Below are 24,273 nucleotides of genomic sequence, written 5' to 3'. Positions count from 1 at the left end.
ACCCGACTTTTTACAATCCATAAATCATTTATATCTTTTACGCGTTTCTTCAAAAAAATGCCCTGCCGCTTCTCAGCAGCAGGGCATGGCTCACGCGCGTGAGTGACTTACTCAGATCAGAAATCGACCTGCGCCGACAGCACCAGCGTGCGACCCGACGAAGTGCCCACATAACCGTTCTGCATCAGCCAGTAATTCTTGTCGAACAGGTTCTCGATGTTGGCGCGATAGGTCACGACCTGCCCTGCCGCCCGGGTGATGTAGCGCGCACCGATATCGACGCGGGTCCAGCCCGGCACCTTGAGCTTGTTCTCGTTGCTGTACCACATCGAGCCTGTGCGGGTGACGCGCGTATTCAAGGCCAGGCCCTGCAGCCACGGCGCATCCCAATCCAGCCCCAGGTTGAAGTTGCTGTTGGGGATGGCACCGACATCCTTGCCGTCATTGGTGCCATTGTCGGTGTGGTACTGCTTGGCATCGAAGAAGGTGCCGCTGGCATTGAAACGCAGGCCGCGCTGCAGTTCGCCATAAGCCGCCAGTTCCAGTCCGCGCACGCGATTGCGGCCATCCTGAGTGGTGGTGCTCACGCCATTGACCAGCGTGGTGCTGGCATTGGCCTGCTCGATCTGAAATACGGCCGCCGTGGTCGTGATACGGCCCCAGTCAATCTTGGCGCCCGTCTCCACCTGCTTGGACTTGTAGGGCGGGAAGAGCTGGTTGGGATTGCCGTCGCTGGCCGAAGTGAACCCACCTGCGCTCAGGGCCGCCGTGTAGTTGGCATACAGCGAAACGTTCTGCACCGGCTTGACGACCACGCCCAGCACCGGCGAGATGGCGGTCTTGTTGGAGGTCTGCGAGGCATCGACCAGACTGTGCGAATACACCTGCTGGCGACGCAAGCCGGCGGTGATGCGCAGGCGGTCATCGGCCAGCGACAGGGTATCGGTCAGCGCCACGCTGGTCAGGCGGATCTGGCTCTGCGGCGTGGGTTCGCCGCGTGCGCCGCTGACCACGGGCAAGGCGACCGGACGATACAGGTTGGAGGTGACGCTGCTGCTCTCGGAGAGGAAGAAGTAATCGGTCTGCTGATCCAGCATGTTCACGCCCAGCATCACGGTGTGCTTGATGCCGCCGGTATTGAAGCGCGCACGCATGCCGACGTCGGCCGAGGTGGAAACGACCTTCTGGTCGTAGTAACCGTTGTAGAGCGCGGCCGTATCACCGGCCGCATTGAGGATGGTGGCGCTGGGCCAGCTCTGGGAAGACGTGGCCTCGTGATAACCGACGGCGCCGTAGGCGGTCAGGTGGTCGTTGATGTCGTATTCCAGGCGCGTGGCGACGGCCTTGTCATCCGATTGCAGGGTGGTGCCGGGATAGAGGTTGGTCTTGCCCGAGGGTGCTTCCGGCATCACCAGGCTGCTGATGCTGAATTGCGGACGGAAGTTGCGGGCATCTTCGTGCTGGGTGTAGGCGTCCAGGCTCCAGCGCACGCGGCCGCCGTTGTAGTCGAGTCCGACCGAGCCCATGTTCTGCTGCTGGTTGCTGCCGGACAGGCCGGTGTTGCCATCGGCATAGAGCGCGTTCACGCGGATGCCCCACTCCTGCTGCTCACCGAAGCGGCGGCCGAGGTCGGCCTTCAATCCGAACTGCGAATTGGAAAGATAGGTGGCCGTGACGCTGGAGATCGGATCTTCGTGCGCCCGCTTGGGGATCAGGTTGACCGCCCCGCCCACGCCGCCGGCCGGGCCCATGCCATACATCAGCGTGCCCGGTCCCTTGAGCACTTCGATGCGCTCGACCATGGAGATGGGCATGCGCGTGAGCGGCACCATCCCATACAGGCCGTTGAAGGCCACGTCATTGGCCGACATGGTGAAGCCGCGAATCTGGTAGCTGTCGCCGAAACCGCCATTGCCATTGGTGTTGCGCACCGAGGCATCGTTGGCGATGACGTCGCCGATGGCGCGCGCCTGTACATCCTCGATGCCTTGCGAGGTGTAGTTGGTGGTGCTGAAGGGCGTGTCCATGACGCTGGCCGTACCCAGTACGCCGAGGCTGCCACCGCGTGCGACCATTCCACCCGCGTAGGGCGCGGTGGGGTCGGCGCTTTCGGTGATCGTGACAGTGGGCAGGACGGCATTGGCATTGCTGCCGGTGGTGGCCGTCGGTGCGGCGACGGTGTAGCCGCCGTCTGCGTTGCGGATCGCTTGCAGCGGGGTGCCGTTGAGCAGCGCGGCAAACCCTTCCGCTACCGTATACCGGCCGGAAAGACCCGCGCTCTGGCGGTCGCGCGTGATGGCGGGATCGAAGGAGAGCAGCACGCCAGCACGGCGGGCGAAGCTGTTGAGGCTTTGGTCGAGAGGACCAGCGGGAATGTCGTAGGCCTGGCGCTGGGCATCGGTGGCTTGCGCCTGCACACCGGCCATGGGGCTGGCGAAGGCGGCCAGGATGGCCAGTCGGGACAGGGTCGGACGCGAGGGGAAGCGGGTTCGGATGGTCATGGATGTCGTTCGATGGTGAGCTTCAGAGGGCTTGCTATCTGGTAAACCGAACGAGATCCATAAACCTGCAGAAAAATTTTAAAAATGTTTTATATGCATGCCGGCCTCAGGTGGCGGCACGTGGCCGCAAGGTGATCCAGTAATCCGTGAAGGTATCCACCCGCACCGGCAAGGTCCGCGCAATGGCCGCCAGGATGCGTGCCGGCTGGTCGAGCGGAAACACGCCCGAGATGGTCAGGCCGGCCACCGCCGGATCGCAGCGCAGCTTGCCGGGGAGATAGCGATCCAGCTCGGCCACCAGTTGGCCCAGCGGCATGCGGTCGGCCACGATGACACCATCGGTCCAGGCGATGGCCTGTTCATTGGCGGCGACGAGGCGACCCACCAGCCCTTGCGCATCGAACAGTCCCTGGCGCCCGGCATCCACGCGGACGGGTGCATTCTCATTTTGCGAACGGAATTCCACCGCGCCCTCATAAACGGCAAGGCGCATGCCCTCCTCCGCATCGCGCAGCTGGAAGCGGGTGCCCAGTGCGCGTGCTTGTCCCAGCCGGGTCTGCACGAGGAAGGGACGATAGGAAGGGCGCTCTTCATGTCCCGTGGTGATGAGCACTTCGCCGCGATGCAGACGGATCAGGCGCTGCTGCTCGTCGAAACTGACGTCCACCGCGGTGGCGCTGTTGAGTTGCAGCAGGGTGCCATCGGCGAGCGTGATCCGGCGCCGCTCTCCGGTGCGGGTGGTGTAGCCGGCCATCCAGGCCTGCCACGGCGTCCATCGTGCCGCGCTGGACGCCAGCAGCCCCGCGCCGGTCGCCACGCACAAGGTCTTGAGCGCAAAGCGGCGGTTGTTGCGCGTGCGGGCTTCGCTCGCACCGATGCTGCCGTGGGCCAGCGCGCGCGGCAGCGTGGCGACCCGCTCGCTGAGCGATTGCAGCCGTTGCCAGGCCAGCTCGTGCTGCGGCTGTTCGGCGCGCCAGCGGCGGCAGGCTTCGTGCTCGTGATCGGTGGCGCTGCCCGATTGCAGCCGCACCATCCAGTCGATGGCGGCCATGACGATGTCGTCGTTGGGGGCCGTGCGCTCAGAGCCCATATTGCAGCCGGTAGCAGGCGGTGAAGGCGCGCTTCATGTATTGCTGCACCGAACTCAGCGACACCTCCAGCCGCACCGCGATCTCGGCATAGGCCAGGCCATCGAGCTGCGACAGCAGGAAGGCGCTGCGCACCTTGGGCGGCAAGCCGGCCAGCATGGCGTCGACTTCGTTGAGGGTTTCCAGCACCAGCAGTTGCGCTTCGGGCGATGGCAGGTGCTCGGGGGGCATCTGCGCCAGCATTTCCAGGAAGGCAGCTTCCAGCGCGCAGCGGCGGAAATGATCGATCATCAGGCCGCGCGCGATGGTGGCCAGCAGGGTGCGCACTTCATCGACGATGAAATCGCGGCGCGAGACCATCATACGCACGAAGGTATCCTGCGCCAGGTCGGCCGCCAGCTCGGCATTGTCGGTACGGCGGCGCAGCCAGCCCAGCAGCCACCGGTGATGCCCGGTGTATATGCCAGCGATGTCGTGAGGACGGGAAGGAGCGAGGTCGGCCATGACCGCAAGATGTAATGAGAACGTGTCTCATTATAATCTGTAAATGCGGTGGCAGGTCGCCCCGGTTTTTGGTCGATATGAAAGAAAAAGCCCCGGCACGAAGGCCGGGGCTTGTCACTGCTGCTCCAGCCGGAACCGTGAAGGTCCCGGAGGTGAAGCTTGATGCAAAATTACTTGACCACGCTCAGCAGGGTACGCTTGCCGCCCTTGTAGGTGTACAGGGTCAGGGTACCGTTCAGGATGTCGCCCTTGGCGTCGAAGGCGATTTCACCGGTGACGCCCTTGTGCTTGATCTTGGCCAGGACCGGCAGGTAGACCTTGGGGTCGGACGAGCCGGCCTGCTTCATGGCATCAGCCAGGGTCATCAGCGCATCGTAGGTGTACGGTGCGTAGATCACGACGTCCTGGTTGAATTTCTTCTTGTAGGCAGCCTTGAAGTCTTCCAGCGGCTTCTTGCCTGCTTCGGTCACGCCACCGGCTTCGGCGCAGACCACTTCGTTGTCCTTCAGGCCAGCACCGGCCAGGCTCGGCAGTTCGGTGGTGCAGATACCGTCACCGCCCATGAACTTGGCAGCCACGCCCAGCTGATCCATCTGGCGCAGCATCGGGCCGGCCACGGCGTCCATGCCGCCGAAGAAGACCAGGTCCGGCTTCTTGGACTTGACCGAGGTCAGGATGGCGTTGAAGTCGGTAGCCTTGTCGGTGGTGTACTGGGTAGCCACGATGGTGGCACCGGCAGCCAGGGCGCTCTTGCGGAATTCTTCGGCCACGCCTTGACCGTAGGCAGTGCGGTCGTCGATGACGGCCACGTTCTTGCCCTTCAGTTCATTGACGGCATAGCGGCCCAGGACGCCACCGAGCTGGCCATCGTTGGCCACCACGCGGAAGGCGGTGTTGAAGCCTTGCTGGGTGTACTTGGGGTTGGTCGCCGAGGGCGAGATTTGCGGGATGCCGGCGTCGAAGTAGATCTTGGAAGCCGGGATGGTGGTGCCGGAGTTCATGTGGCCGACCACGCCCTTGACCTTGGCATCGACCAGGGCCTGGGCCACGGTGGTGGCTTGCTTCGGATCGGAAGCGTCATCCTGGGGGACCAGCTGGAAGGTGACCTTCTTGCCGCCGATCTCGAAGCCCTTGGCGTTGAGTTCATCCACGGCCATGCGGGCACCGTTTTCATTGTCCTTGCCGATGTGCGCGTTGGGACCGGTCAGAGGAGCGACGTGACCGATCTTGATGACCTCTTGTGCCTGCGCTGCCCCTGCGAACGAGAACGCTGCCACCAGTGCCGTAGCGACAGGAATCATTTTGATTTTTTGCATGAATTGCTCCTATTACTTCCAATGAAAGATTGAAAACGCAGTTCGTTGTGCCATTTGTTATGTGCGCTGACCGATTCTGACCGCCGTGAGGACGGCAACCTGATCGGAAAGCACCGCAGCGCCTCCCAGTCGCTGACCGGTTCTTGCTTGCGGACTCTGCTACTGCAAAAACCGAGCCATGCCTTGCAGCATCGCCACTCGGGCGCTTTCCCCAGGGGCATCCCCGGATAAAAAGGGACGGAGCCACAGCAGGCAAGCGGCCCGGCCGCAGCGCCAGGCCAGGCGGGGCAGTTCCTCCATTACACCGCCCCGCCGGGCAGAATACACCGTAATGGTGCGGCTGGGAGAGCGAGTTCCGTGCCAACGCGGCGCTTCATTCATATCGCACGTTTTATGCACTTTTTTGAATCGGGATGCGAAGGAGTGCACCAATAAGGGCGGGGAAATAGCAGAAAGCTGCACTTGTAACGAGGCTGGCTTGGGGTGCCAGCCTCATTCCCGGGGATCAATTCTCGTATTGCGGGAATTATTCTTCATTTGACCCTGGATCCGGGACCCTGCTTGCGGAAGGGCCAGATGAACGATGGTCGCGGTGGCCAGTGCGCGATTTCATTCACCCCGGCACGGTCAAAATGTGTAACGTCCTTGGACATACAAGGTCCGCGGCGCACCGACCAGCTTGCCCAGATTGCCATCCACGGTACGGGTGAAGTAGCGCCGGTCCAGCAGGTTGTTGACGCCCGCCGTGAGATCGAATCCCTTCTTGCCCGGCACCTTCCAGCTCGCCTGCGCATTCCAGAGGCGCACGCCCGGGATTTCTCCGATGCTGCCATCGGTGCTTTCGGCGACGGTGTTGGCTTCATCGGCAAACTGTCGGCCCTGGTGCGTGGTCGACAGGTTGAGCGTCCAGGGACCGGTTTGCATGCGCACCCCGAGCGTATCGGTCGTGCGTGCATAGAACGGCAAGTCCTTGCCCGGATTGCTGCCTGACTTCTGCAGGGCGCGGGTGTAGGTGTAGTTGGCGAAGACCGACCAGCCTTTCAGGGGGCTGTCCGGAGCGAAGGCATAGTCCATCGCCAGTTCGACGCCATCATGCTGGGTGCGGCCGATGTTGCGGAAGACGTTGGGCGTCGTTCCCTGCACCGACACGATCTGGTTGTCAAAATTGATGTGGAACACCGTGGCTTCGGCGGAGGCCTGTGCGCTCTTCCAGCGCATGCCGCCTTCCATCGTCCGGGCCAGTTCGGGCGACAGCGGATTGGCGGAAGACATGGTGTTGAGTTGCGAGTTCTGCACCACGCCGAAGGAGGTGTTGTAGTTGCTGAACAGGGTCAATTGCTCCGTGAGCAGATAGGCCAGGTTGATCGAGGGCAGCAGCTTGTCGTTGGCCACTTTGTAAGGATCCTTCTTGCCCATTTCGTAGCGGCTTGACCGCACCTGTTCGAAACGCAGGCCCGGCGTGATGCGCCATTTGCCGAATGCGATCTTGTCATCGATGTAGCCGGCATGGGCATCGGTGCTGTTCTGGAACTGGGTGAATCCGCTCAGCACACCGGTGCGGACCGCTTCGTTGTAGATGTTGTCGTCCCCACGCTCGCGGATGGTGCGGTAACCCACGGTGACATCGTGCGTAGTGCCGCCCCAGGCGAAGCGCTGCGTGTAGCGGGGCTCGACGCCCAGCGTTTCATAGTTGCGCGGCTGATGCGAGAGGCGCACGCCGGTCACGTTGATCAAGCTGCTCTGGCGGGTCGCCTGGTTGAAGTAGGTCCGGATCTCCAGCTCCTGATGATCCGACAGCGTATTGAGGTAGCCGACGTCGAAGCCTTTGCGGGTACCGCTCCAGTTGTCGCGCTGGCGCGTGTTCTGGAACGGATCGGCGGCGTACTGCGCGGTGGTGAGGCCGCCCGGCGTGCGGCTCAGCACGTCGTAGTAATTGAACTTGGCGTGGAGTTCGGAACGCGGGGAAATTTCGTAGCGCATCTTCAGCGCAAAATCGTTGAGATGCTCATCGCTCTTGTCGCGCCATCCGCTGCCGTCCTGGCCCGAGTAGAGGAAGGCCATGCCCAGGCCAGTGTCGCTCTGGCCGCCGGCAAAGGCGGTGTACTGCGCATTGCCGCCACCCTTGCCGTAGCTGTTGTAGCGCACCGAGGCATCACCCGAGATGCCCTCGCTGGCGGGAATGGAACGCGTCTTGAAATTGATGATGCCGCCCACGTTCTGTGGGCCGAAGCGCACCGCGCCGCCGCCACGGATGACATCGATCGATTCGATGTTGTTCAGGCTCAGGGGCGCAAACGAAAGCTGGGGCTGGCCATAGGGTGCCACCGACAAGGGGATGCCATCCAGCAGGACGGTGGAGCGCGGCGAAAAGCGTCCGGTCAGACCGCGCACGCCGATGTTCAAGGCAATCGCGCTGCCCGAGGTACCGGCGCTGTCACTGGACTGCACACCAGGAATGCGGCGCATCACCTCGCCGATGCTGACGGCACCGGTGCTGTCGATCTCCTGCTTCTTGACCACGGTGCGGGCACCGGGATAGGTCTTCACGCTGCTCTCCAGGCCAGTGCCTAGCCAGTCGCTGCTGACCTGGATCGGCTCCAGCCCGGACTGCCCGTCGGGCGCCGCGGACTGCTGCGCCATGCCGGCCAGCGGGAAGCCGAGCATCACGAGCGAGGCAAGGGTTGAAGTGGCGATACGCAGATCGCGTGCATGGTTGAATGGGGCCTGATTGTTCTTCATTGCATTTCGGTCCAATAAAAATACTGGCGAACCTCCGCCGTTCATTTCTTATAAAAAAGGCTCTTCCGGACTGATCCGAAAGAGCCGCAATAATAATGATTCGCATTTTATTTTTTACATGTTCAGAGCCATGCCTGCATTTCTCTTAACTGACCTCGAATTTTTTTGAGTGCCGCTGCACAGACCGGGCGCGCAAACACGGCAATTGACGCCTTGAAAATTCCCCAACCCATCCCTATACTTAGCACTCGTCACGGCAGAGTGCTAACAGCGCCGCCGGGCGCAATCCCCTTTTTCATGCGGTGACGTCTGCTGCATTTGGAAGAAAATCGTTGCAGGCATCGCCGCAATCAATGCTAACTTATTGAAAATTAAGGAGTTCTCATGAATCTTCGCCCTTTGCACGATCGCGTTATCGTCAAGCGCCTCGACCAGGAAACCAAGACTGCTTCCGGTATCGTTCTGCCTGACGCAGCGACCGAAAAGCCGGACCAAGGCGAAGTCCTGGCCGTCGGCAACGGCAAGATCCTGGAAGATGGCAAGGTCCGCCAACTGGCCGTGAAGGTCGGCGACCGCGTTCTGTTCGGCAAGTACTCCGGCCAGGCCGTGAAGATCGATGGCCAGGAACTGCTGGTCATGCGCGAAGAAGACCTGTTCGCCGTCGTCGAGAAGTAATTCGGCATCCGGCCTTCCTTTTCCTTCTATATAGATAGAGAAAACGTGAAGGCCATCGGCAACAAGACAGCAGCCGGTGCTCCCTGAATCTTCAGGCCCGAGCCCGGCGACATGAACTGAACCGAATTTCTGGAGAATCCAACATGGCAGCAAAGCAAGTTATTTTCGGCGATGAAGCACGCGCCAAGGTCGTCAACGGCGTCAACATCCTGGCCAACGCAGTCAAGGTCACCCTGGGCCCCAAGGGCCGCAACGTCGTGCTGGAGCGCAGCTTCGGCGCCCCGACCGTGACCAAGGACGGCGTTTCCGTCGCCAAGGAAATCGAACTGAAGGACAAGCTGGAAAACATGGGTGCCCAGCTGGTCAAGGAAGTCGCTTCCAAGACCTCCGACAACGCCGGTGACGGTACCACCACCGCCACCGTGCTGGCTCAAGCCATCGTGCGCGAAGGCTTCAAGTACGTCGCCGCAGGCTTCAACCCGACCGACCTGAAGCGCGGTATCGACAAGGCTGTCACCGCCATCGTCGGTGAAGTGAAGAACCTGGCCAAGCCCACCACCACCTCCAAGGAAATCGCTCAAGTCGGCTCGATCTCGGCCAACTCCGACGCGGACATCGGCGACATCATCGCCAAGGCCATGGAAAAGGTCGGCAAGGAAGGCGTCATCACCGTGGAAGACGGCAAGTCGCTGGAAAACGAACTGGACATCGTCGAAGGTATGCAATTCGACCGTGGCTACCTGTCGCCGTACTTCATCAACAACCAAGAGAAGCAGATCGTCGCTCTGGACAATCCCTTCATCCTGCTGTTCGACAAGAAGATCTCCAACATCCGTGACCTGCTGCCGGTGCTGGAACAAGTCGCCAAGGCTGGCCGTCCGCTGCTGATCGTGGCTGAAGACGTCGAAGGCGAAGCCCTGGCTACCCTGGTGGTCAACAACATCCGTGGCATCCTGAAGACCGCTGCCGTTAAGGCTCCTGGTTTCGGCGACCGCCGCAAGGCCATGCTGGAAGACATCGCCATCCTGACCGGTGGCCAAGTGATCGCCGAAGAAGTCGGCCTGACCCTGGAAAAGGCTACCCTGGCTGAACTGGGCCAAGCCAAGCGCGTTGAAATCGGCAAGGAAAACACCACCATCATCGACGGCAACGGCGAAGCCGCTGGCATCGAAGCACGCGTGGCAATGATCCGCACCCAGATCGGCGAAGCGACCTCCGACTACGACCGTGAAAAGCTGCAAGAGCGCGTGGCCAAGCTGGCCGGCGGTGTTGCACTGATCAAGGTTGGCGCTGCCACCGAAGTCGAAATGAAGGAAAAGAAGGCCCGCGTCGAAGACGCCCTGCACGCTACCCGCGCTGCTGTTGAAGAAGGCGTCGTGCCTGGCGGTGGCGTTGCCCTGCTGCGTGCTCGCGCCAACGTCAAGGACCTGAAGGGTGACAACCCGGATCAGGAAGCTGGCATCAAGATCGTGCTGCGCGCCATCGAAGAGCCGCTGCGCCAGATCGTCTTCAACGCCGGCGACGAGCCGTCGGTGGTGGTGAACAAGGTGCTGGAAGGTTCGGGCAACTTCGGCTACAACGCTTCCAACGGCACCTACGGTGACCTGGTGGAACTGGGCGTGCTGGATCCGGCCAAGGTGACCCGTTCGGCCCTGCAAAACGCTGCCTCCGTGGCCAGCCTGATCCTGACCACCGACGCCCTGGTGGCCGAAGTGACCGAGGACAAGCCGGCCGGCATGCCTGGCGGCATGGGTGGTATGGGCGGCATGGGCGGCATGGACGGCATGATGTAATTGGCCTTCCGGCTGCGGGCCATGCATCGCATGGCCTGTGCTGCAAGTAAAAAACCCGCATCAGCGATGATGCGGGTTTTTTGTTGGGCGGCGATCGGAGCGGAGCCGGAGTGCAAGGCTTCCTCCCCGATCTCGCGCAACTGAGTTGACCGAGCATCGACCTAACAAAGGTTTCTGCATAAAAAAAGACCCGCATCCTTGCAGATGCGGGCCAAAACATCGGGCTCCCACGAGCCCGATGCAGTGCCAGAACTTAGAAGCTGTGGATCAGGCCGGCGTTGATGCCGGTCTGACTGCGATCACTACCTGGTACGCGGTCGCTGGCCAGGCCAACGCTGTACATGTCGGACGTACGCAGGTTGCGGATGACGGCATAGGTAGAAGTGCGCTTGGACAGGTCATACTTGGCACCCAGGTTGATCTGCACCATGCGGCCATCGACGGTGCGAACGAACTTGGCACGGGTGTATTGCAGGCTGCTGATCAAGGACAGCGACGGCGAGATCCGATAGTTCACGCCCAGGTCCAGCGTCTGGCTCGACTCGTTGTTGGCACCGCCGATGGTGTAGTCGCCCTTCTCGACAGCGTCGTAGCGCTCGATCTTCTTGTTCGGGTCGGTCCAGGCGGCAAAGCTGTCGAACTTCGGATCGAAGCTGCGACGCGATGCCGTCAGCGGCAGCTTCACGCGCGAATACGAACCATACACACGCGCCGGGCCGAACTGATAGGCAGCAGCCAGGGTCCAGGTCTTCAGGCAGGTATCGCCATACTTGCCGCCACCGTTGCAGGCTGCCGCGCCGTTGACATCACTGGCGGACTTGCCGCCCATCTTGCTCTGGAAGTAGCCCAGGCCGATGTTCAGCGGACCGTTGGCGTAGGTACCGCCCAGGCCGAAGGACTGACCGGCACCGGTATTGCCGGCTTGCTCACCGAAGCCATAGATGACGCTACCGGTGAAACCGTTGAAGTTCGGGGTGTTGTAGCGGATGGAGTTGTTGACGCGCTCGCCGTTGGTACGATCCAGGTTCAGCGAGTGAACACGGCTGACCACGCCACCGAAGTCGCCCGGGGAGGTAATGCTGCCCACGTCATCCAACACATCCTTCTGGCGACCGGCCAGCACCGTACCGAAGTTGCCGGACAGGCCCACGGTCGCCTGACGGCCCCACAGCAGCTTGCCCTGACCCGCTTCGCCGGTATCGACACTGAAACCGTTCTCGATGGTGAACAGCGCCTTGATACCGCCGCCCAGGTCTTCCACGCCCTTGACGCCCAGGCGCGAACCCTTCATCAGGCCGGAATCGAGCGCCATCTGGCCGCCCGTATCCTTGCCGCCGGTGGAGATCTTGTTGGTGTAGGACAGGCTGGCGTCGACCGCACCGTAGATGGTCACGCTGCTCTGCGCGTGCGCCGCGCCGCCGAAGGCAGCCAGCACGGCCAGGGCCAGGATGGACTTTTTCATAGAGTACTCCGTAGTGGTTTGATTGCTGTTGATTGGAGGGTGGACATCACCTTGCGACGAGGGCACCACCCAGGCTTCCGAAAGAAACATCAAGAAGTCACGGCAAATCTAAACCGACTTTTATTTCTCAAATGAATCATTCCTTGAATTTATATGCTTTATAAGACTTTTCTGTAGCTTTATAGCAACCAATGTCGCACATAGAGGTCAGCGCATTTTGTTGTCCATCAGTAATGAAACCGGCACTGATGAATCACCAGCCTGCCCGCCACCAACTCGATGACGAGCCGGTGTTCACCCTGCACGCGCACCGCGTAAAGTCCGGGCAAGCGCAGGGGCAAGGCCACCCGGCGGGCCGATGGAATGCAAGATCCTTCACTTAGTCGTCGCATCAAATGAAGTAATTGACGTGCCACCCGGCGGTCGTGGCGACGCCACCAGGCCAGGTCCTCCCGCGCCAGCGGGGTCATCCAGAGCGGGGTCAAGGCTGCTCCTTCAGCGGCAGCAGTTCGGCGCGCAGCTGCAACAGGCTGCACAGCAGGCGTTCGGCATTGAGATCGTTGCCCAGCAGGTGCAGGGCTTCCTGCACTCCGCGCCAGACCGGTTCGCGCACCAGCACCAGGTTGTCGGCACCCGCTCGGGTGAGGATGACTTCATCGATATCGGCCAGCTCCAGCAGCGCGTCGAGGCGCTCGGCCAGGTCAGTGACAGGAAAGGCATACATGGGGAGGATTCCGGGGCTGGATCCGGCGCGCTGCAGCACGCCGGACAAAAAATTCAGGAAGATAAGCCCTGGCACCGTCACTGACGGCATTCAGTGAAAAAATGAGGTGAACGACAAAACTTATTCGACAACTTTCTCGCTCAACATCGAGTCAAGGTCGTCTCCCGGGACCGGGCCCACTGTGCAAATCGCCCCGCAAAGCCGCTCTGCACGCGGGTTCCCGCCGCATGCTAAGACGCGCCGGTTATATGCATAGGCGAAAATTTATTTTCCCTATATAACCTTGCCGCCTTAAAATAGCGCCTTCTTATAAAAATATTGATGGCAGTGGAGACCTGAGGTCCTGACCCGCCCGCAGCGTCCCACGATGCCGCGCTGGCGTCGGCACCCGGGGGCCGCTGCCATTCTTCTTTTCCATCATGATCGAAATACAAGCTGTCACCCAGCGGTTCGGCAATGTCGAAGCGGTGCGCAATGTCGATTTGTCGATCCGCAAGGGCGAGATCTTCGGCATCATCGGCCGCAGCGGCGCGGGCAAGAGCACCCTGGTGCGCACCCTGAACCTGCTGAACCGTCCCACTTCCGGACGTATCGTCCTCGATGGCCAGGACCTGACCTCGCTGTCGTCCTCCCAGCTGCGCGAAGCGCGCCGTGGCATCGGCATGATCTTCCAGCACTTCAACCTGCTCTCCTCGCGCAGCGTCTACGACAACATCGCGCTGCCGCTGGAACTGGCCGGCAAGAGCAAGTCGGAGATCGCCGCCAAGGTCGAACCCTTGCTGGAACTGGTCGGCCTGACCGCCCTGCGCGATCGCTATCCGGCACAGATCTCCGGCGGCCAGAAGCAGCGCGTGGGCATCGCCCGCGCCCTGGCCAATGATCCCAAGGTCCTGCTCTCGGACGAGGCCACCTCGGCGCTGGACCCGGAAACCACCCGCTCCATCCTCGAACTGCTGCGCAAGATCAACAAGGAGCTGGGCCTGACCATCGTGCTGATCACGCACCAGATGGAAGTCATCAAGCAGATCTGCGACCGCGTGGCCGTGATGGAAGCCGGCCAGGTGATCGAACAGGGCGAAGTGCTGGACGTGTTCCGCCAGCCGCGCCATGAAGTCACCCGCGCGCTGATCGGCGACGTCATCGCCCACGAGCTGCCCAAGGGCGTGCTGGCCCGCCTGCGCGAACGCCTGGCGCGTGCCGACGCTGGCCAGGGCACCGACCACCTGTTCCGCTTCGCCTTCACCGGCAACGATGTGGACCAGCCGCACCTGTCGGAAGCGGTGCGCCGCTTCAACCTGAATTTCAACATCCTGCACGGCCAGATCGACGAGATCCAGGGCCAGGCATTCGGTTCGCTGGCGATCCTCGCCAACGGTACCCAGGACAACATCAACCAGGCCATGCAATACCTGCGCGAGCAGGGCGTGGTCGTCGAGGAGCTCAACCATGTCATCTGAACTGATCGATCTGTTCGTCAGCTCCTTCGGCGAGACGCTGATGATGGTGGTGATCTCGGGCGTGGTCGGCTCACTGCTCGGCATTCCGCTCGGCATCGCCCTGCACATCACCGAATCCAAGGGCGTGCTGCCCAACGTCGCCTTCAACCGCATCGCCGGCCTGCTGGTCAATGCGGTGCGCTCGACGCCCTTCATCATCCTGCTGGTGGCGGTGATCCCGATGACGCGCTTCTTCGTGGGCACCTCCATCGGCACGGCCGCTGCCATCGTGCCCCTGACCATCGCCGCCGCGCCCTTCATTGCGCGCCTGGTCGAGACCGCCCTGCGCGAAGTCGATCACGGCCTGGTGGAAGCGGCGCAAGCCATGGGTGCGACCACCTGGCAAATCATTTACAAGGTCTTGGTGCCTGAAGCATTTGCTGGTATCGTCGCCGGTCTCACGATCACCTTCGTCAGCCTGGTCGGTTATTCGGCCATGGCCGGTGCCATCGGTGGCGGCGGCCTGGGCGACCTGGGCATCCGCTACGGCTACCAGCGCTTCCTGCCGGAAGTGATGCTGGCCGTGGTGCTGATCCTGATCGTGTTCGTCCAGCTGGTGCAATCCCTGGGAGACCTGCTGGTCCGCAAGCTCAGCCACCGCTGAGCGCAGTTACTACAAAAAAACGGCAGCTATCCGCTGCCCACCTCAAAGCTCGAAAGGAAAGTCATGAAGCGTCGTCAGTTGATTCAATTCATCGCAGGCCTGGGCCTGGCCGCCGGCCTGGCCTGTGCTCCCGCCATGGCCGAAGACCAGATCAAGATGGGCGTGACCGCCGGTCCGCACGCCGAGATCATGGAACAGGTCAAGAAGCTGCTGGAAAAAGACGGCGTGCAGATGAAGGTCATCGAATTCACCGACTACATCCAGCCCAACGCCGCGCTGGCCGCCGGCGACCTGGACGCCAACTCCTACCAGCACCAGCCCTACCTGGATGCGCAGATCAAGGACCGTGGCTACAAGTTCGTGAGCGTGGGCAGCACCATCACCTTCCCGATGGGCGTGTACTCCAAGAAGATCAAGTCGCTCAACGACCTGAAACAAGGTGCGCGCGTGGGCGTGCCCAACGATCCGACCAACGGCGGCCGCGCCCTGCTGGTGCTGCAAGCCAAGGGCGTGATCAAGCTGAAAGCCGATGCCGGCCTGAAGGCAACCCCGCTGGACATCGTGGAAAACCCGAAGAAGATCAAGATCATCGAACTGGATGCCGCCCAGCTGCCGCGTTCGCTGGATGACTTCGATGCTGCCGTCATCAACGGCAACTACGCCGAATCGGCCGGCCTGTCGCCGACCAAGGACGCGATTGCCGTGGAAGCCTCCACCGGTCCCTACGCCAACGTGATCGCCGTGCGTACCGCCGACAAGGACAAGCCTTGGGTCGCCAAGCTGGTCAAGGCTTACCACAGCCCGGAAGTGAAGAAGTTCGTGCTGGAAAAGTACAAGGGTTCCGTGATCACCTCCTGGTAATCCGCAACGCCTGACTTGCCTGCATCAACGAAAAGGCCAGCTCATCGAGCTGGCCTTTTTCATTGGGCGGGAATTTTCCACCAACCGATGATCCCTCAAAAACTTAGTTTTTGACATCCGGTTTCTAAGTTTTCCGGAAAGCAAAACTTAGTTTCAACGCCCCCGGTGATCCGGAGCGTCTCGCCAGTCGTAATCCTCGTCGTCTTCCTCGTCATCCTCGGCCTGCAGGGCATCGGGATTGTCGGTGGACTGATAGGTCGCCAGCAGCTCGGCACGCGACTGCGGCGTTTCCAGCGAGATGCGGCCCAGTGCGCCGCTGCGGTAATCCTGCAGGAAGGTGTGCGCGGCCTTCTCGAAATCGTACTCGCCGCCCTTGAGACGGAAGCCGCGCTTGGCTGCCACGCCCTCCACCACCGCCACGCCATCCATGCCTTCGGTATTGAAGCCATAGCGCGCCTTGAGCAACTGCGGATAGCGCTGCAGCAGCAGGTCGGCCAGGAAGGTCGCCACTTCCTCTTCGATCAGCGCATTGCTGCCCACCGCATGGCTGGCCGCCAGCATCAGGCCATCGCTGGGATGCTCGATCTTGGGCCAGAGCATGCCGGGGGTATCGGTGAGCACCATGTTGTTGCCCAGATAGAGACGCTGCTGGGTCTTGGTCACGGCCGGTTCATCACCGACGGCGGCCACGCGCTTTTTCAGCAGCGCATTCATCAGGGTCGACTTGCCCACGTTGGGGATGCCCATGATCATCATGCGCAGCGGCTTCAGGGCAGTACCGCGATGCGGTGCCACCTGAATCGCCAGCTTGGGCACGCGCGCCACATCGGAGGGTTTCTTGCAGGACAGGGCCACGGCCGTGACGCCCTTCTGGCTGTTGTAGTAGTCGATCCAGGCTTGGGTGGCCACCGGATCGGCCATGTCGGTTTTGTTCAGGATCTTCAGGCAAGGACGCTGGCGGGCATTGCGCAGCTGCTCGATCATGGGATTGCAGCTGGCCTGCGGCAGGCGGGCATCGACCACTTCGATGACCATATCGACTTTTTCCATGCTCTCCGCGGCCTTGCGGCGGGCGGAGTTCATGTGACCGGGGAACCATTGGATGGACATGCGGAGCTTCTTTCTGATGCGTATTTCGTTGAAGGCGCTATTTTACGGCCCTGCCCCGCCAATCCCTAACAAATCCCCAAGAAAACGGCCTGCCGCGCACAAGTCGGGGCAGGCCGTTGGACGGGGAACAACACCCGCGCTCACGCGCGGCGCGTCACCCATTGCTCCTTGACAACACCTACGAAGCGCCACACCAGCCACAGGGCGACGCCATAAGCCAGCGCCATCACGCCGAACGCCAGTGGATTGCGCAGGCTCCAGCCCGCCACGCTGTGCAGGATCGCGCCCATCAGGGCCACGCCGACCAGAGCACCGATCTGGCGATTGGCATTGAGCGCGGCCGCCGCACTGTTGGCGTGGGCCTTGCCGGCCACCTGCATGACCACCGTGGTCATGGAAGGAATGGCGGTACTGATGCCCAGGTTGGCCGCCGCGCACACCAGGGCCAGCAGCCAGTACGGCGTCTCGGGACGGAAACTCATGGCCACGGCGGTAAAGACGGCCCCCACCGACAGGCCCAGCAGCAGCGGCACGCGCGGCCCCCAGTGCGCGGCCATGCGGCCTGACATCAGGTTGCCGAAGAAGATCACGGCCATCATCGGTACCAGTTGCAGCCCGGTCTGCAGGGCATCCGCGCCGCGTCCCTGCTGCAGGAACAGCGCCAGGTAGAACAGGTTGCCATAGACGCCGAAGTTGATGAGGAAGCCAATGCCATTGGCCGCCGCAAACTGCGGCGTGGCAAACAGCGCCTTGGGCAGCAGCGGCGCAATGCCGCGCAGTTCATGGCGCACCAGCGCCACGGCGGCCAGCACCGCCACTGCCAGCGCCGCCAGGATGCGCGGAGAGGCCCAGCCATACACCGGTCCCTGGATCAGCACGAAGGAAATCCCGGCCAGCATCACCACCCCGGCCAGGTGGCTGAACAGATGCAGCGCACGGGCGTGTCCGGCAACTTGGGGAATGAGCTTGCGCGCCATCAGCAAACCCAGAAGACCGACCGGCACGTTGATGAGGAACACGCTGCGCCAGCCCAGCCAGTGGATCAGCACCCCGCCCAGCAGCGGTCCGGCAGCAGCGGCCAGCCCGACGGTGGCCGACCAGACGCCCAGCATGCGGGCACGCACGCGGTCATCCTCATACACGTGCGTGAGCAGGCTCAGCGAACTGGGCATGAAGAAGGCCGCGCCCAAGCCCTGCAGCAGGCGTGCCGCAATCAGGAAGGGCCCATTGGGTGCAGCCCCGCACAGCAGCGAGGCCAGCACGAACAGGAACAGCCCGGTCAGATAAAGCCGCCGCGCACCGAAGCGGTCGGCCAGTGCGCCGCCCACCAGCAGCATGGCGGCGAAGGTCAGCGTATAGCCATCGACGATCCACACCAGCATCGACAAGGGCGCATCCAGGCTGCTGGAGATATTGGACAGCCCGACGTTGACCACCGTCACATCCAGCATGGCCATGACGAAACCGATGGCCAAGGCCACCAGCGGCAGCATGCCGGCATGCGGCGCGGCATCGGCAAGGGGAGGTGCCAGCACCGAGGCTGGCGCACGAGGGCATTGTGTGGAAGACATGGCAACAGGACTTTCTGCACGCAGGGTGCGAGGGAGAACCGCAATCCCGCGACCGGAGAAGACCGGGGCGGGGTTGAATGGGGCAGATTCTAGGCTTGGGCGGTGATGCAATAAAGAGGTATAAAATCAGCACGCTGATGCAAATTTGCATCACGTCTTCACTGAATCCCCTCTTGCAGCAAAGGCACATCATGGATTGGGACAACGCCCGCATCTTCCTGGCCATCTATCGCGTAGGCACCTTGCGCGGGGCCGCCGAATATCTGGAGATCGACCAGGCCACCGCAGGCCGCCGCCTGGCCGCACTGGAAAGCTCGCTGGGTGCGCGCCTGTTCCTGCGCACGCCCAGCGGCTATGTGCCCACCCCGGCGGGCGAGATGGCGGCAGCTGCAGCTACGCAGATGGAGCAAGGCGCAGAACAGCTGCAACGCCAGATGCAGGGCATGGATGAACGCCTGTGCGGCGTGGTACGGCTGGCGGCCACCGACATTACGGCGCGCCATTTTCTGTTACCGGCCTTGCACCGGCTGCGCCAGGAACATCCGAAAATCCGCGTGGTGCTCTCGACCTCCACCCAGATCACCAACCTGACCAAGCGCGAGGCCGACATCGCCGTGCGCACCGTGCGCCCGGATGCGCCGGACCTGATCGCGCGCCATCTCAAGCGGCTGCATACCGGTATGTACGCCTCGAAAGCCTATGTGAAAAAGCGCGGCCTGCCCGACCCCGGCACCGGCCTGAAGGGACATGACGTGGTGATCTATCCGCGCAGCGTCTCGCCCAGCAAGTCCGAGCAGATCTGCGGCGAATCCATCGCCCACGCCAACGTGGCCATGGAAGTGAGTACCGGGCTGGTCATGTACGACAGCCTGCAGGCGGGTTTCGGCATCGGCGAACTGCCCACGCATGTGGGCGACAAGGCCAGCGGCCTGGTGCGCATCTGGCCGCAGCGGGCCGTGCCTTACGACATGTGGCTGGTACTGCACAGCGACCTGAACCGCACGGCACGGGTGCGGGCGGTGGCCGATGCGATCATTGCGGCCTATGAAGCCTATGAGACCCATGAGGCCCATGAGGCAAATGAGGCAAATGCGCCTGCCGAGGTTTGATGAAGCATGCAGCGGGCGGCGGCCAGACTGCGCCCTGTGCCCTGTGCATAAAAACAAGGCGCGATAAAAACCTTAGTTTTTATCGCGCCATTTCTTAAAAACGCCTGTGGAAAATCTAACTTTCATTCCAGGTCGGCCAGCACCTTCAAGTGAGCCACCACACTGCGCCCCAGCGCAGAGAGGTTGTAGCCACCCTCCAGGCAACTGACGATGCGGCCCTTGGCGTACTGATCGGCGATCTTCATGATCTGCCGCGTCATCCAGGCGTAATCGGCTTCCACCAGGCCCATCTGGCCCATGTCATCCTCGCGGTGGGCATCGAAACCGGCCGAGATGAAGATCATCTGCGGCTGGTGCGCATGCAGCGCCGGCAGCCATTTCTCGGTCACCAGCTGGCGCACCGCACTGCCATCGGAATAGGCCGGCACCGGCACGTTGACGATGTGCGATTCGGTCGGCCCGTCACCCGAGAAGGGATAGAAGGGATGCTGGAAGAAACTCACCATCAGCACCCGCGGATCATGGGCAAAGATGTCTTCGGTGCCATTGCCGTGATGCACGTCGAAATCGATCACCGCCACCCGTTCCAGCCCGTGCACATCGATGGCATGCCGCGCCGCTACCGCCACGTTGTTGAACAGGCAGAAGCCCATGGCCTTGGCGGGCGTGGCGTGATGGCCCGGCGGACGCACCGCGCAGAAGGCATTGTCCAGTTCGCCGGCCAGCACCGCATCGGTCGCGGCCACCGCCGCGCCGGCCGCGCGCAGGGCGGCTTTCCAGCTGTGCTTGTTGAGCAGGGTGTCGCCATCGACGGAGTGATACGACTGCCCCGACAGGCTCAGGGCATGGCTGTGCTCGCGCACGTAATCGACGGCGGCGGCAGTATGCACGCGCTCCAGTTCGGCCGGATCGGCCAGCGGGGCTTCGCGGCGGTCGAGGAACTGATCGATGCGGCTCAGGATCAGCTGGTCTTCGATCGCCTCGAGACGAGCGGGCGTCTCAGGGTGCCAGTCACCCATTTCATGGCGCTGGCAATCGGCGTGCGTATAGATGGCGGTAGTCATTCTTGCTCTTGTTGCAATCTCGTTGCGATCTTGTTGCGATGATATTGCCACCCGGCAAACACCAGGCTGGCCGGGTTGTCTCCTCGGACTAGTGTACATTGGCTGTCGCCTATCGTGGTCAAAGCCGCGTCGGCATCATGCACCAGCGCAGGGCGCGGCGGCCGATGCGGTATACTTGCCCGCTTGTCTGGCCTCCCCTGCTGCTCATCCTGCTCATGCCCATCTCCCTGCCTCGCCTGACCGCCCTCGCCGCCACCCTGCTGATCTCCACACTGTGTGCCTTGCCGATGACCGTGCAGGCGCAGGACGGCAAGCCTGTGGAAAAGAAAACCCAGAAAAAGGCGGTGGACAACAAAGACAAGAAGGCGGCAGAGAAGAAAGCCAAGCCGCAGGCCAGGAAGAAGGTGGCCGCTGACGACCAGGGCGAGTTCGTCAACTTCAACGAGTGGAAGGACGTCGCCCGCTTCATGGACGAGATGGCCGAACGCAACCAGTTCCAGCGCAGCGATCTCAACGCCCTCTTCGCCCGGACCCGCTACGTGGACAGCGCCATCCAGCTCATCAAGCCGGCCCCCAGCACCAAGCCCAAGAACTGGGCGGCCTACCGCGCGCGCTTCGTGGAACCGGTGCGCATCAATGCCGGCGTCGATTTCTGGAACACCTATGGCGTCGCCCTGGCCCGCGCCGAGGCGCAATACGGCGTGCCCATGGACATCATCGTCGGCATCATCGGCGTGGAAACCGTCTACGGCCGCAACACCGGCAACTTCCGCGTGATGGATGTGCTGACCACGCTGGCCTTCGACTACCCCAACACCCCCAACCGTGACGCGCGCATGGCCTTCTTCCGGGGCGAACTGGAAAACACCCTGCTGCTGGCGCGCGAGGCCGGCATCGATCCGATGTCCTTGCGCGGCTCCTATGCCGGGGCCATCGGCTGGCCGCAGTTCATGCCGGGCAGCATCCGCGAATACGCGGTGGACTTCGATGGCGATGGCAAGATCGACCTGCGCAATTCGCCGGTGGACGCCATCGGCAGCGTGGCCCACTACCTGGCCGTGCACGGCTGGCAGCGCGGCGAACCGGTGGCCTTCCCGGTCACGGTCTCGAATGACAACCGCCAGTGGGAAGCCATGCTCAACCAGGGCCTGGAAGCCAAGTACACCGTCGAGGAACTGCAAGCGGCCGGTATCTCCACGTCCGCCCTGCCGGCCGGCCTGCGCTATGGCCTGGTCGACCTGCAGAACGGCACCGGCCCGACCGAGTACTGGGTGGCCACCAACAACTTCTACGCCATCACGCAGTACAATCGCAGCTACTTCTATGCGATGTCGGTGGCCGATCTTGGCCGTGCGGTCGCGGCGGCACGCAACCGCTGACCTGCCGTCTCGCCCACCCGGATTCACCCTTGATGGCACTGTTGATGAGGGAGTGCGCACTGCGTGCTCCTGCTCCTTTCTTTCCACGATAGAACCACGATGAAACGCATTGCACCCCTGGCCTCCACGCTCATGCTGACGCTGGCCGGCACCTCGCTCGGCCTGCCGGCCATCGCCCGTGCGGCCCACGCCGCCGACGACAAGGGCGAGTCCCTGCCCACGGTCAACGTCACCGCCAGCGGTACCGGCCGCGACGCCGGCCGCGTGCGCTCGGCGGGCGTGGCCGGTTTCGACGATGCGCCACTGATCGATACGCCGGCCTCGGTGGCGGTGGTCACTGCCGCGCAGATGCAGGACCAGCAATCGCGCCTGCTCTCGGATGTGGTCAAGAATGATGCGTCCATCAACGAGAACTATGCACCGGTCGGTTACTACGAAAACTTCAGCCTCCGCGGCATCACGCTGGACCCGGCCAGCGCCTATCGCATCGATGGCCTCACCGTGGCCGGCGAGCAGACCATCGCGCTGGAAAACAAGGAGCGCGTCGAATTCCTCAAGGGGGTGGCCGGCCTGCAGGCCGGTGTGAGCAGCGCGGGCGGCATCGTCAACTACGTGACCAAGCGTCCGGCCGATGTGCGTTCGATCACGCTGGGGACCGACTCCTATGGATCGCGCTACCTGGCCACCGACCTGGGCACGCTCTTCGGTGAACAGAAACAGTTCGGCCTGCGCATCAATGCCGCGCATGAAGACATCCACTCCTACGTCAACAATGGCGATGGCTGGCGTGACTTCGCTTCGGTCTCGGCGACCTGGGCGCTGTCGTCGAAGACGCTGGTGCAGTTCGATGCCGAATACCAGCAGAAGGCCCAGCACTCGGTGGCCGGGTACCAGCTGCTGGGCGGCACCACGCTGCCTTCGGGCGTCTCGCCCCGGACCATGCTGACGCCGCAATCGTGGGCGCAACCGGTGCGTGACAGCTCGCTGAATTATCGCCTGCGGGTGGATACCGATTTCAATGCCAACTGGCATGGTTACGTGCAGGCGGGCCGCAGCCGGGCGGTCATCGATGACTACCTGGCCTTCCCTTATGGCAGCGGTGGCGGAGCGTCTTCGACCTTTGCGGCCAATGGCGACTTCGATGTGTATGACTATCGCGTGCCCAATGACGAACGCCGCAACGATGAAGCGCAGGCGGTCATGATCGGCAAGTTCGCGACTGGCTGGCTCAAGCATGAGCTGACCATGGGCGTGGCCATGTCGCGCCGGGTGGTGGATAAATCGGATGGGATCAGCGTGCTGGTCGGCAGTGGCAACATTTACAGTGGAACGCCTGCACTGGCACCGGCCACCGATGTGCCCGGCGCGGCATATCGCAATCTGGACAGCCGCCAGAAAGCCCTGTTCTTCAGCGACCGCCTGCAATTCTCCGAGCGCTGGCAAGCCATTGCCGGGGGCCGACAGGTGTGGCTCAACGAGCAGGCCTTCGCTTCGGACGGCAGTGTCACCCGTGCGACTTCGCGCAATCTGTTCCTGCCGCAACTGGCTTTGATCTTCAAGCCGATGCAGAACGTCTCGCTCTACGGCAGCTATGCCGAGACGCTGACGCTGGGCACATCCGCGCCCTTCTGGGTCAGCAACTTCCCGACCACCTTGCCGCCCTCCGTGGCACGTCAACTGGAAGCCGGCGTGAAATATGACGTCTCGCCGGACCTGGCGGTGACCGCTGCCGTGTTCCGCATTCGCAAGGCCTACGAGTATCAGCAGCCGGACAACAGCAGCAGTGGCTTCACCTATGTCCAGCAAGGCCAGCAAACCAACACCGGCCTCGAACTCGGTGCCAGCGGCAAGCTCACCCCGCGCCTGGCCGTCGGTGCCAGCGTGACGGCCACCCGCGCGCGCGCCAGCGATACCGGCACCGCCGCCTACGATGGCCAGCAAGTGGTCAACGTACCGCGCCTGCGCAGCAGCGTCCATGCCGACTATGCCCTGCCGGGCGTGGAAGGCGTGAACCTGATGGGCAGCTGGCTCTACAGCGCCAGCAAGCCCGCCACCCGCGACGGCAGCGTGAGCCTGCCGGCGGTGCATGTGTTCAATGCGGGCCTGCGCTACAAGCTGCGCATCAGCGGCCACACCGCCACCCTGCGCGCCAACCTCGACAACGTCTTCGACAAGCGTTACTGGAAGGATGCCGGCCAGTACCTGGGCGACGGCTACGTGCACCTCGGCGCGCCGCGTACCGCGCGGCTGTCGCTGCAATATGATTTCTGATCTGCC

The 24,273-nt window shown here is 62.5% G+C and carries 19 protein-coding genes; 8 read left to right on the top strand and 11 right to left on the bottom strand.

Annotation, left to right across the window (positions count from 1 at the left end; translation table 11 throughout):
* Window positions 1-116 precede the first annotated feature (116 nt).
* From E2K99_RS04620 to E2K99_RS04600, 5 genes are all read right to left on the bottom strand, one after another.
* Window positions 117-2,501 carry a TonB-dependent receptor gene (locus E2K99_RS04620; RefSeq protein WP_134221488.1) on the bottom strand — a complete coding sequence of 795 codons (2,385 nt, stop codon included), beginning with the start codon at window positions 2,499-2,501 and terminating at the stop codon, window positions 117-119.
* Window positions 2,502-2,607: 106 nt separating this feature from the next.
* Window positions 2,608-3,591, bottom strand: a complete 984-nt coding sequence (locus E2K99_RS04615) for a FecR domain-containing protein (protein ID WP_134221487.1) — start codon at window positions 3,589-3,591, stop codon at window positions 2,608-2,610.
* Window positions 3,581-4,093: a sigma-70 family RNA polymerase sigma factor gene (locus E2K99_RS04610; RefSeq protein WP_034331954.1), complete on the bottom strand. Its 513-nt coding sequence runs from the start codon at window positions 4,091-4,093 to the stop codon at window positions 3,581-3,583. Before E2K99_RS04610 ends, E2K99_RS04615 begins: the two co-directional genes overlap by 11 nt.
* Before the next feature lie 170 nt (window positions 4,094-4,263).
* Window positions 4,264-5,409 (bottom strand): branched-chain amino acid ABC transporter substrate-binding protein, encoded by a 1,146-nt coding sequence (locus E2K99_RS04605; protein WP_134221486.1) that lies wholly within the window; start codon window positions 5,407-5,409, stop codon window positions 4,264-4,266.
* Between the two features lie 627 nt (window positions 5,410-6,036).
* The gene (locus E2K99_RS04600; RefSeq protein ID WP_134221485.1) at window positions 6,037-8,148 is read right to left on the bottom strand and encodes a TonB-dependent receptor family protein; all 2,112 of its coding nucleotides are present in this window, start codon (window positions 8,146-8,148) and stop codon (window positions 6,037-6,039) included.
* Window positions 8,149-8,532: 384 nt separating this feature from the next.
* On the opposite strand from E2K99_RS04600, the gene groES reads away from it, so the two are divergent.
* A complete protein-coding gene (gene groES, locus E2K99_RS04595; protein WP_008115200.1) occupies window positions 8,533-8,823 on the top strand; it encodes a co-chaperone GroES in 291 nt (96 codons plus the stop codon).
* Window positions 8,824-8,966: 143 nt separating this feature from the next.
* A complete protein-coding gene (gene groL / locus E2K99_RS04590) occupies window positions 8,967-10,616 on the top strand; it encodes a chaperonin GroEL (protein ID WP_134221484.1) in 1,650 nt (549 codons plus the stop codon).
* 253 nt (window positions 10,617-10,869) lie between these two features.
* Here groL and E2K99_RS04585 read toward each other — a convergent pair whose 3' ends face one another.
* The 3 genes from E2K99_RS04585 to E2K99_RS04575 form a co-directional block, all read right to left on the bottom strand.
* Window positions 10,870-12,078: a porin gene (locus E2K99_RS04585; RefSeq protein ID WP_134221483.1), complete on the bottom strand. Its 1,209-nt coding sequence runs from the start codon at window positions 12,076-12,078 to the stop codon at window positions 10,870-10,872.
* A gap of 227 nt (window positions 12,079-12,305) precedes the next feature.
* Window positions 12,306-12,563, bottom strand: coding sequence for a type II toxin-antitoxin system YoeB family toxin (locus E2K99_RS04580; protein ID WP_134221482.1), 258 nt, complete (start codon window positions 12,561-12,563; stop codon window positions 12,306-12,308).
* Complete coding sequence (locus E2K99_RS04575; protein WP_034333913.1) at window positions 12,560-12,802, bottom strand: type II toxin-antitoxin system Phd/YefM family antitoxin; 243 nt, start codon at window positions 12,800-12,802, stop codon at window positions 12,560-12,562. The genes E2K99_RS04580 and E2K99_RS04575 overlap by 4 nt, the downstream gene beginning before the upstream one ends.
* A 419-nt stretch (window positions 12,803-13,221) precedes the next feature.
* On the opposite strand from E2K99_RS04575, the gene E2K99_RS04570 reads away from it, so the two are divergent.
* From E2K99_RS04570 to E2K99_RS04560, 3 genes are all read left to right on the top strand, one after another.
* The gene (locus tag E2K99_RS04570) at window positions 13,222-14,259 is read left to right on the top strand and encodes a methionine ABC transporter ATP-binding protein (RefSeq protein WP_088754783.1); all 1,038 of its coding nucleotides are present in this window, start codon (window positions 13,222-13,224) and stop codon (window positions 14,257-14,259) included.
* Complete coding sequence (locus E2K99_RS04565) at window positions 14,249-14,902, top strand: methionine ABC transporter permease (RefSeq protein WP_034333917.1); 654 nt, start codon at window positions 14,249-14,251, stop codon at window positions 14,900-14,902. Before E2K99_RS04570 ends, E2K99_RS04565 begins: the two co-directional genes overlap by 11 nt.
* A 63-nt stretch (window positions 14,903-14,965) precedes the next feature.
* Window positions 14,966-15,763 (top strand): MetQ/NlpA family ABC transporter substrate-binding protein, encoded by a 798-nt coding sequence (locus E2K99_RS04560; protein WP_134221481.1) that lies wholly within the window; start codon window positions 14,966-14,968, stop codon window positions 15,761-15,763.
* 153 nt (window positions 15,764-15,916) lie between these two features.
* Here E2K99_RS04560 and ylqF read toward each other — a convergent pair whose 3' ends face one another.
* A complete protein-coding gene (gene ylqF, locus E2K99_RS04555) occupies window positions 15,917-16,873 on the bottom strand; it encodes a ribosome biogenesis GTPase YlqF (RefSeq protein WP_083859647.1) in 957 nt (318 codons plus the stop codon).
* A 140-nt stretch (window positions 16,874-17,013) separates the two neighbouring features.
* Complete coding sequence (locus E2K99_RS04550; RefSeq protein WP_240733850.1) at window positions 17,014-18,444, bottom strand: MFS transporter; 1,431 nt, start codon at window positions 18,442-18,444, stop codon at window positions 17,014-17,016.
* A 191-nt stretch (window positions 18,445-18,635) separates the two neighbouring features.
* On the opposite strand from E2K99_RS04550, the gene E2K99_RS04545 reads away from it, so the two are divergent.
* The gene (locus E2K99_RS04545; RefSeq protein ID WP_134221480.1) at window positions 18,636-19,553 is read left to right on the top strand and encodes a LysR family transcriptional regulator; all 918 of its coding nucleotides are present in this window, start codon (window positions 18,636-18,638) and stop codon (window positions 19,551-19,553) included.
* Window positions 19,554-19,675: 122 nt separating this feature from the next.
* Here E2K99_RS04545 and E2K99_RS04540 read toward each other — a convergent pair whose 3' ends face one another.
* Window positions 19,676-20,617 carry a histone deacetylase family protein gene (locus E2K99_RS04540; RefSeq protein ID WP_034333926.1) on the bottom strand — a complete coding sequence of 314 codons (942 nt, stop codon included), beginning with the start codon at window positions 20,615-20,617 and terminating at the stop codon, window positions 19,676-19,678.
* A gap of 215 nt (window positions 20,618-20,832) precedes the next feature.
* Here E2K99_RS04540 and mltB point away from each other — a divergent pair, with 215 nt between their 5' ends.
* Both mltB and E2K99_RS04530 read left to right on the top strand, forming a co-directional pair.
* Complete coding sequence (mltB, locus tag E2K99_RS04535) at window positions 20,833-21,996, top strand: lytic murein transglycosylase B (protein WP_205703753.1); 1,164 nt, start codon at window positions 20,833-20,835, stop codon at window positions 21,994-21,996.
* 99 nt (window positions 21,997-22,095) lie between these two features.
* On the top strand, window positions 22,096-24,267 hold the full coding sequence (locus E2K99_RS04530) for a TonB-dependent siderophore receptor (RefSeq protein ID WP_134221479.1): 2,172 nt from the start codon (window positions 22,096-22,098) through the stop codon (window positions 24,265-24,267).
* Window positions 24,268-24,273: the final 6 nt, after the last annotated feature.

This window comes from Herbaspirillum huttiense (assembly GCF_004367745.1).
GTDB classification, from domain to species: domain Bacteria; phylum Pseudomonadota; class Gammaproteobacteria; order Burkholderiales; family Burkholderiaceae_D; genus Herbaspirillum; species Herbaspirillum huttiense.
This window is presented reverse-complemented; position numbering and strand designations above follow the sequence as displayed.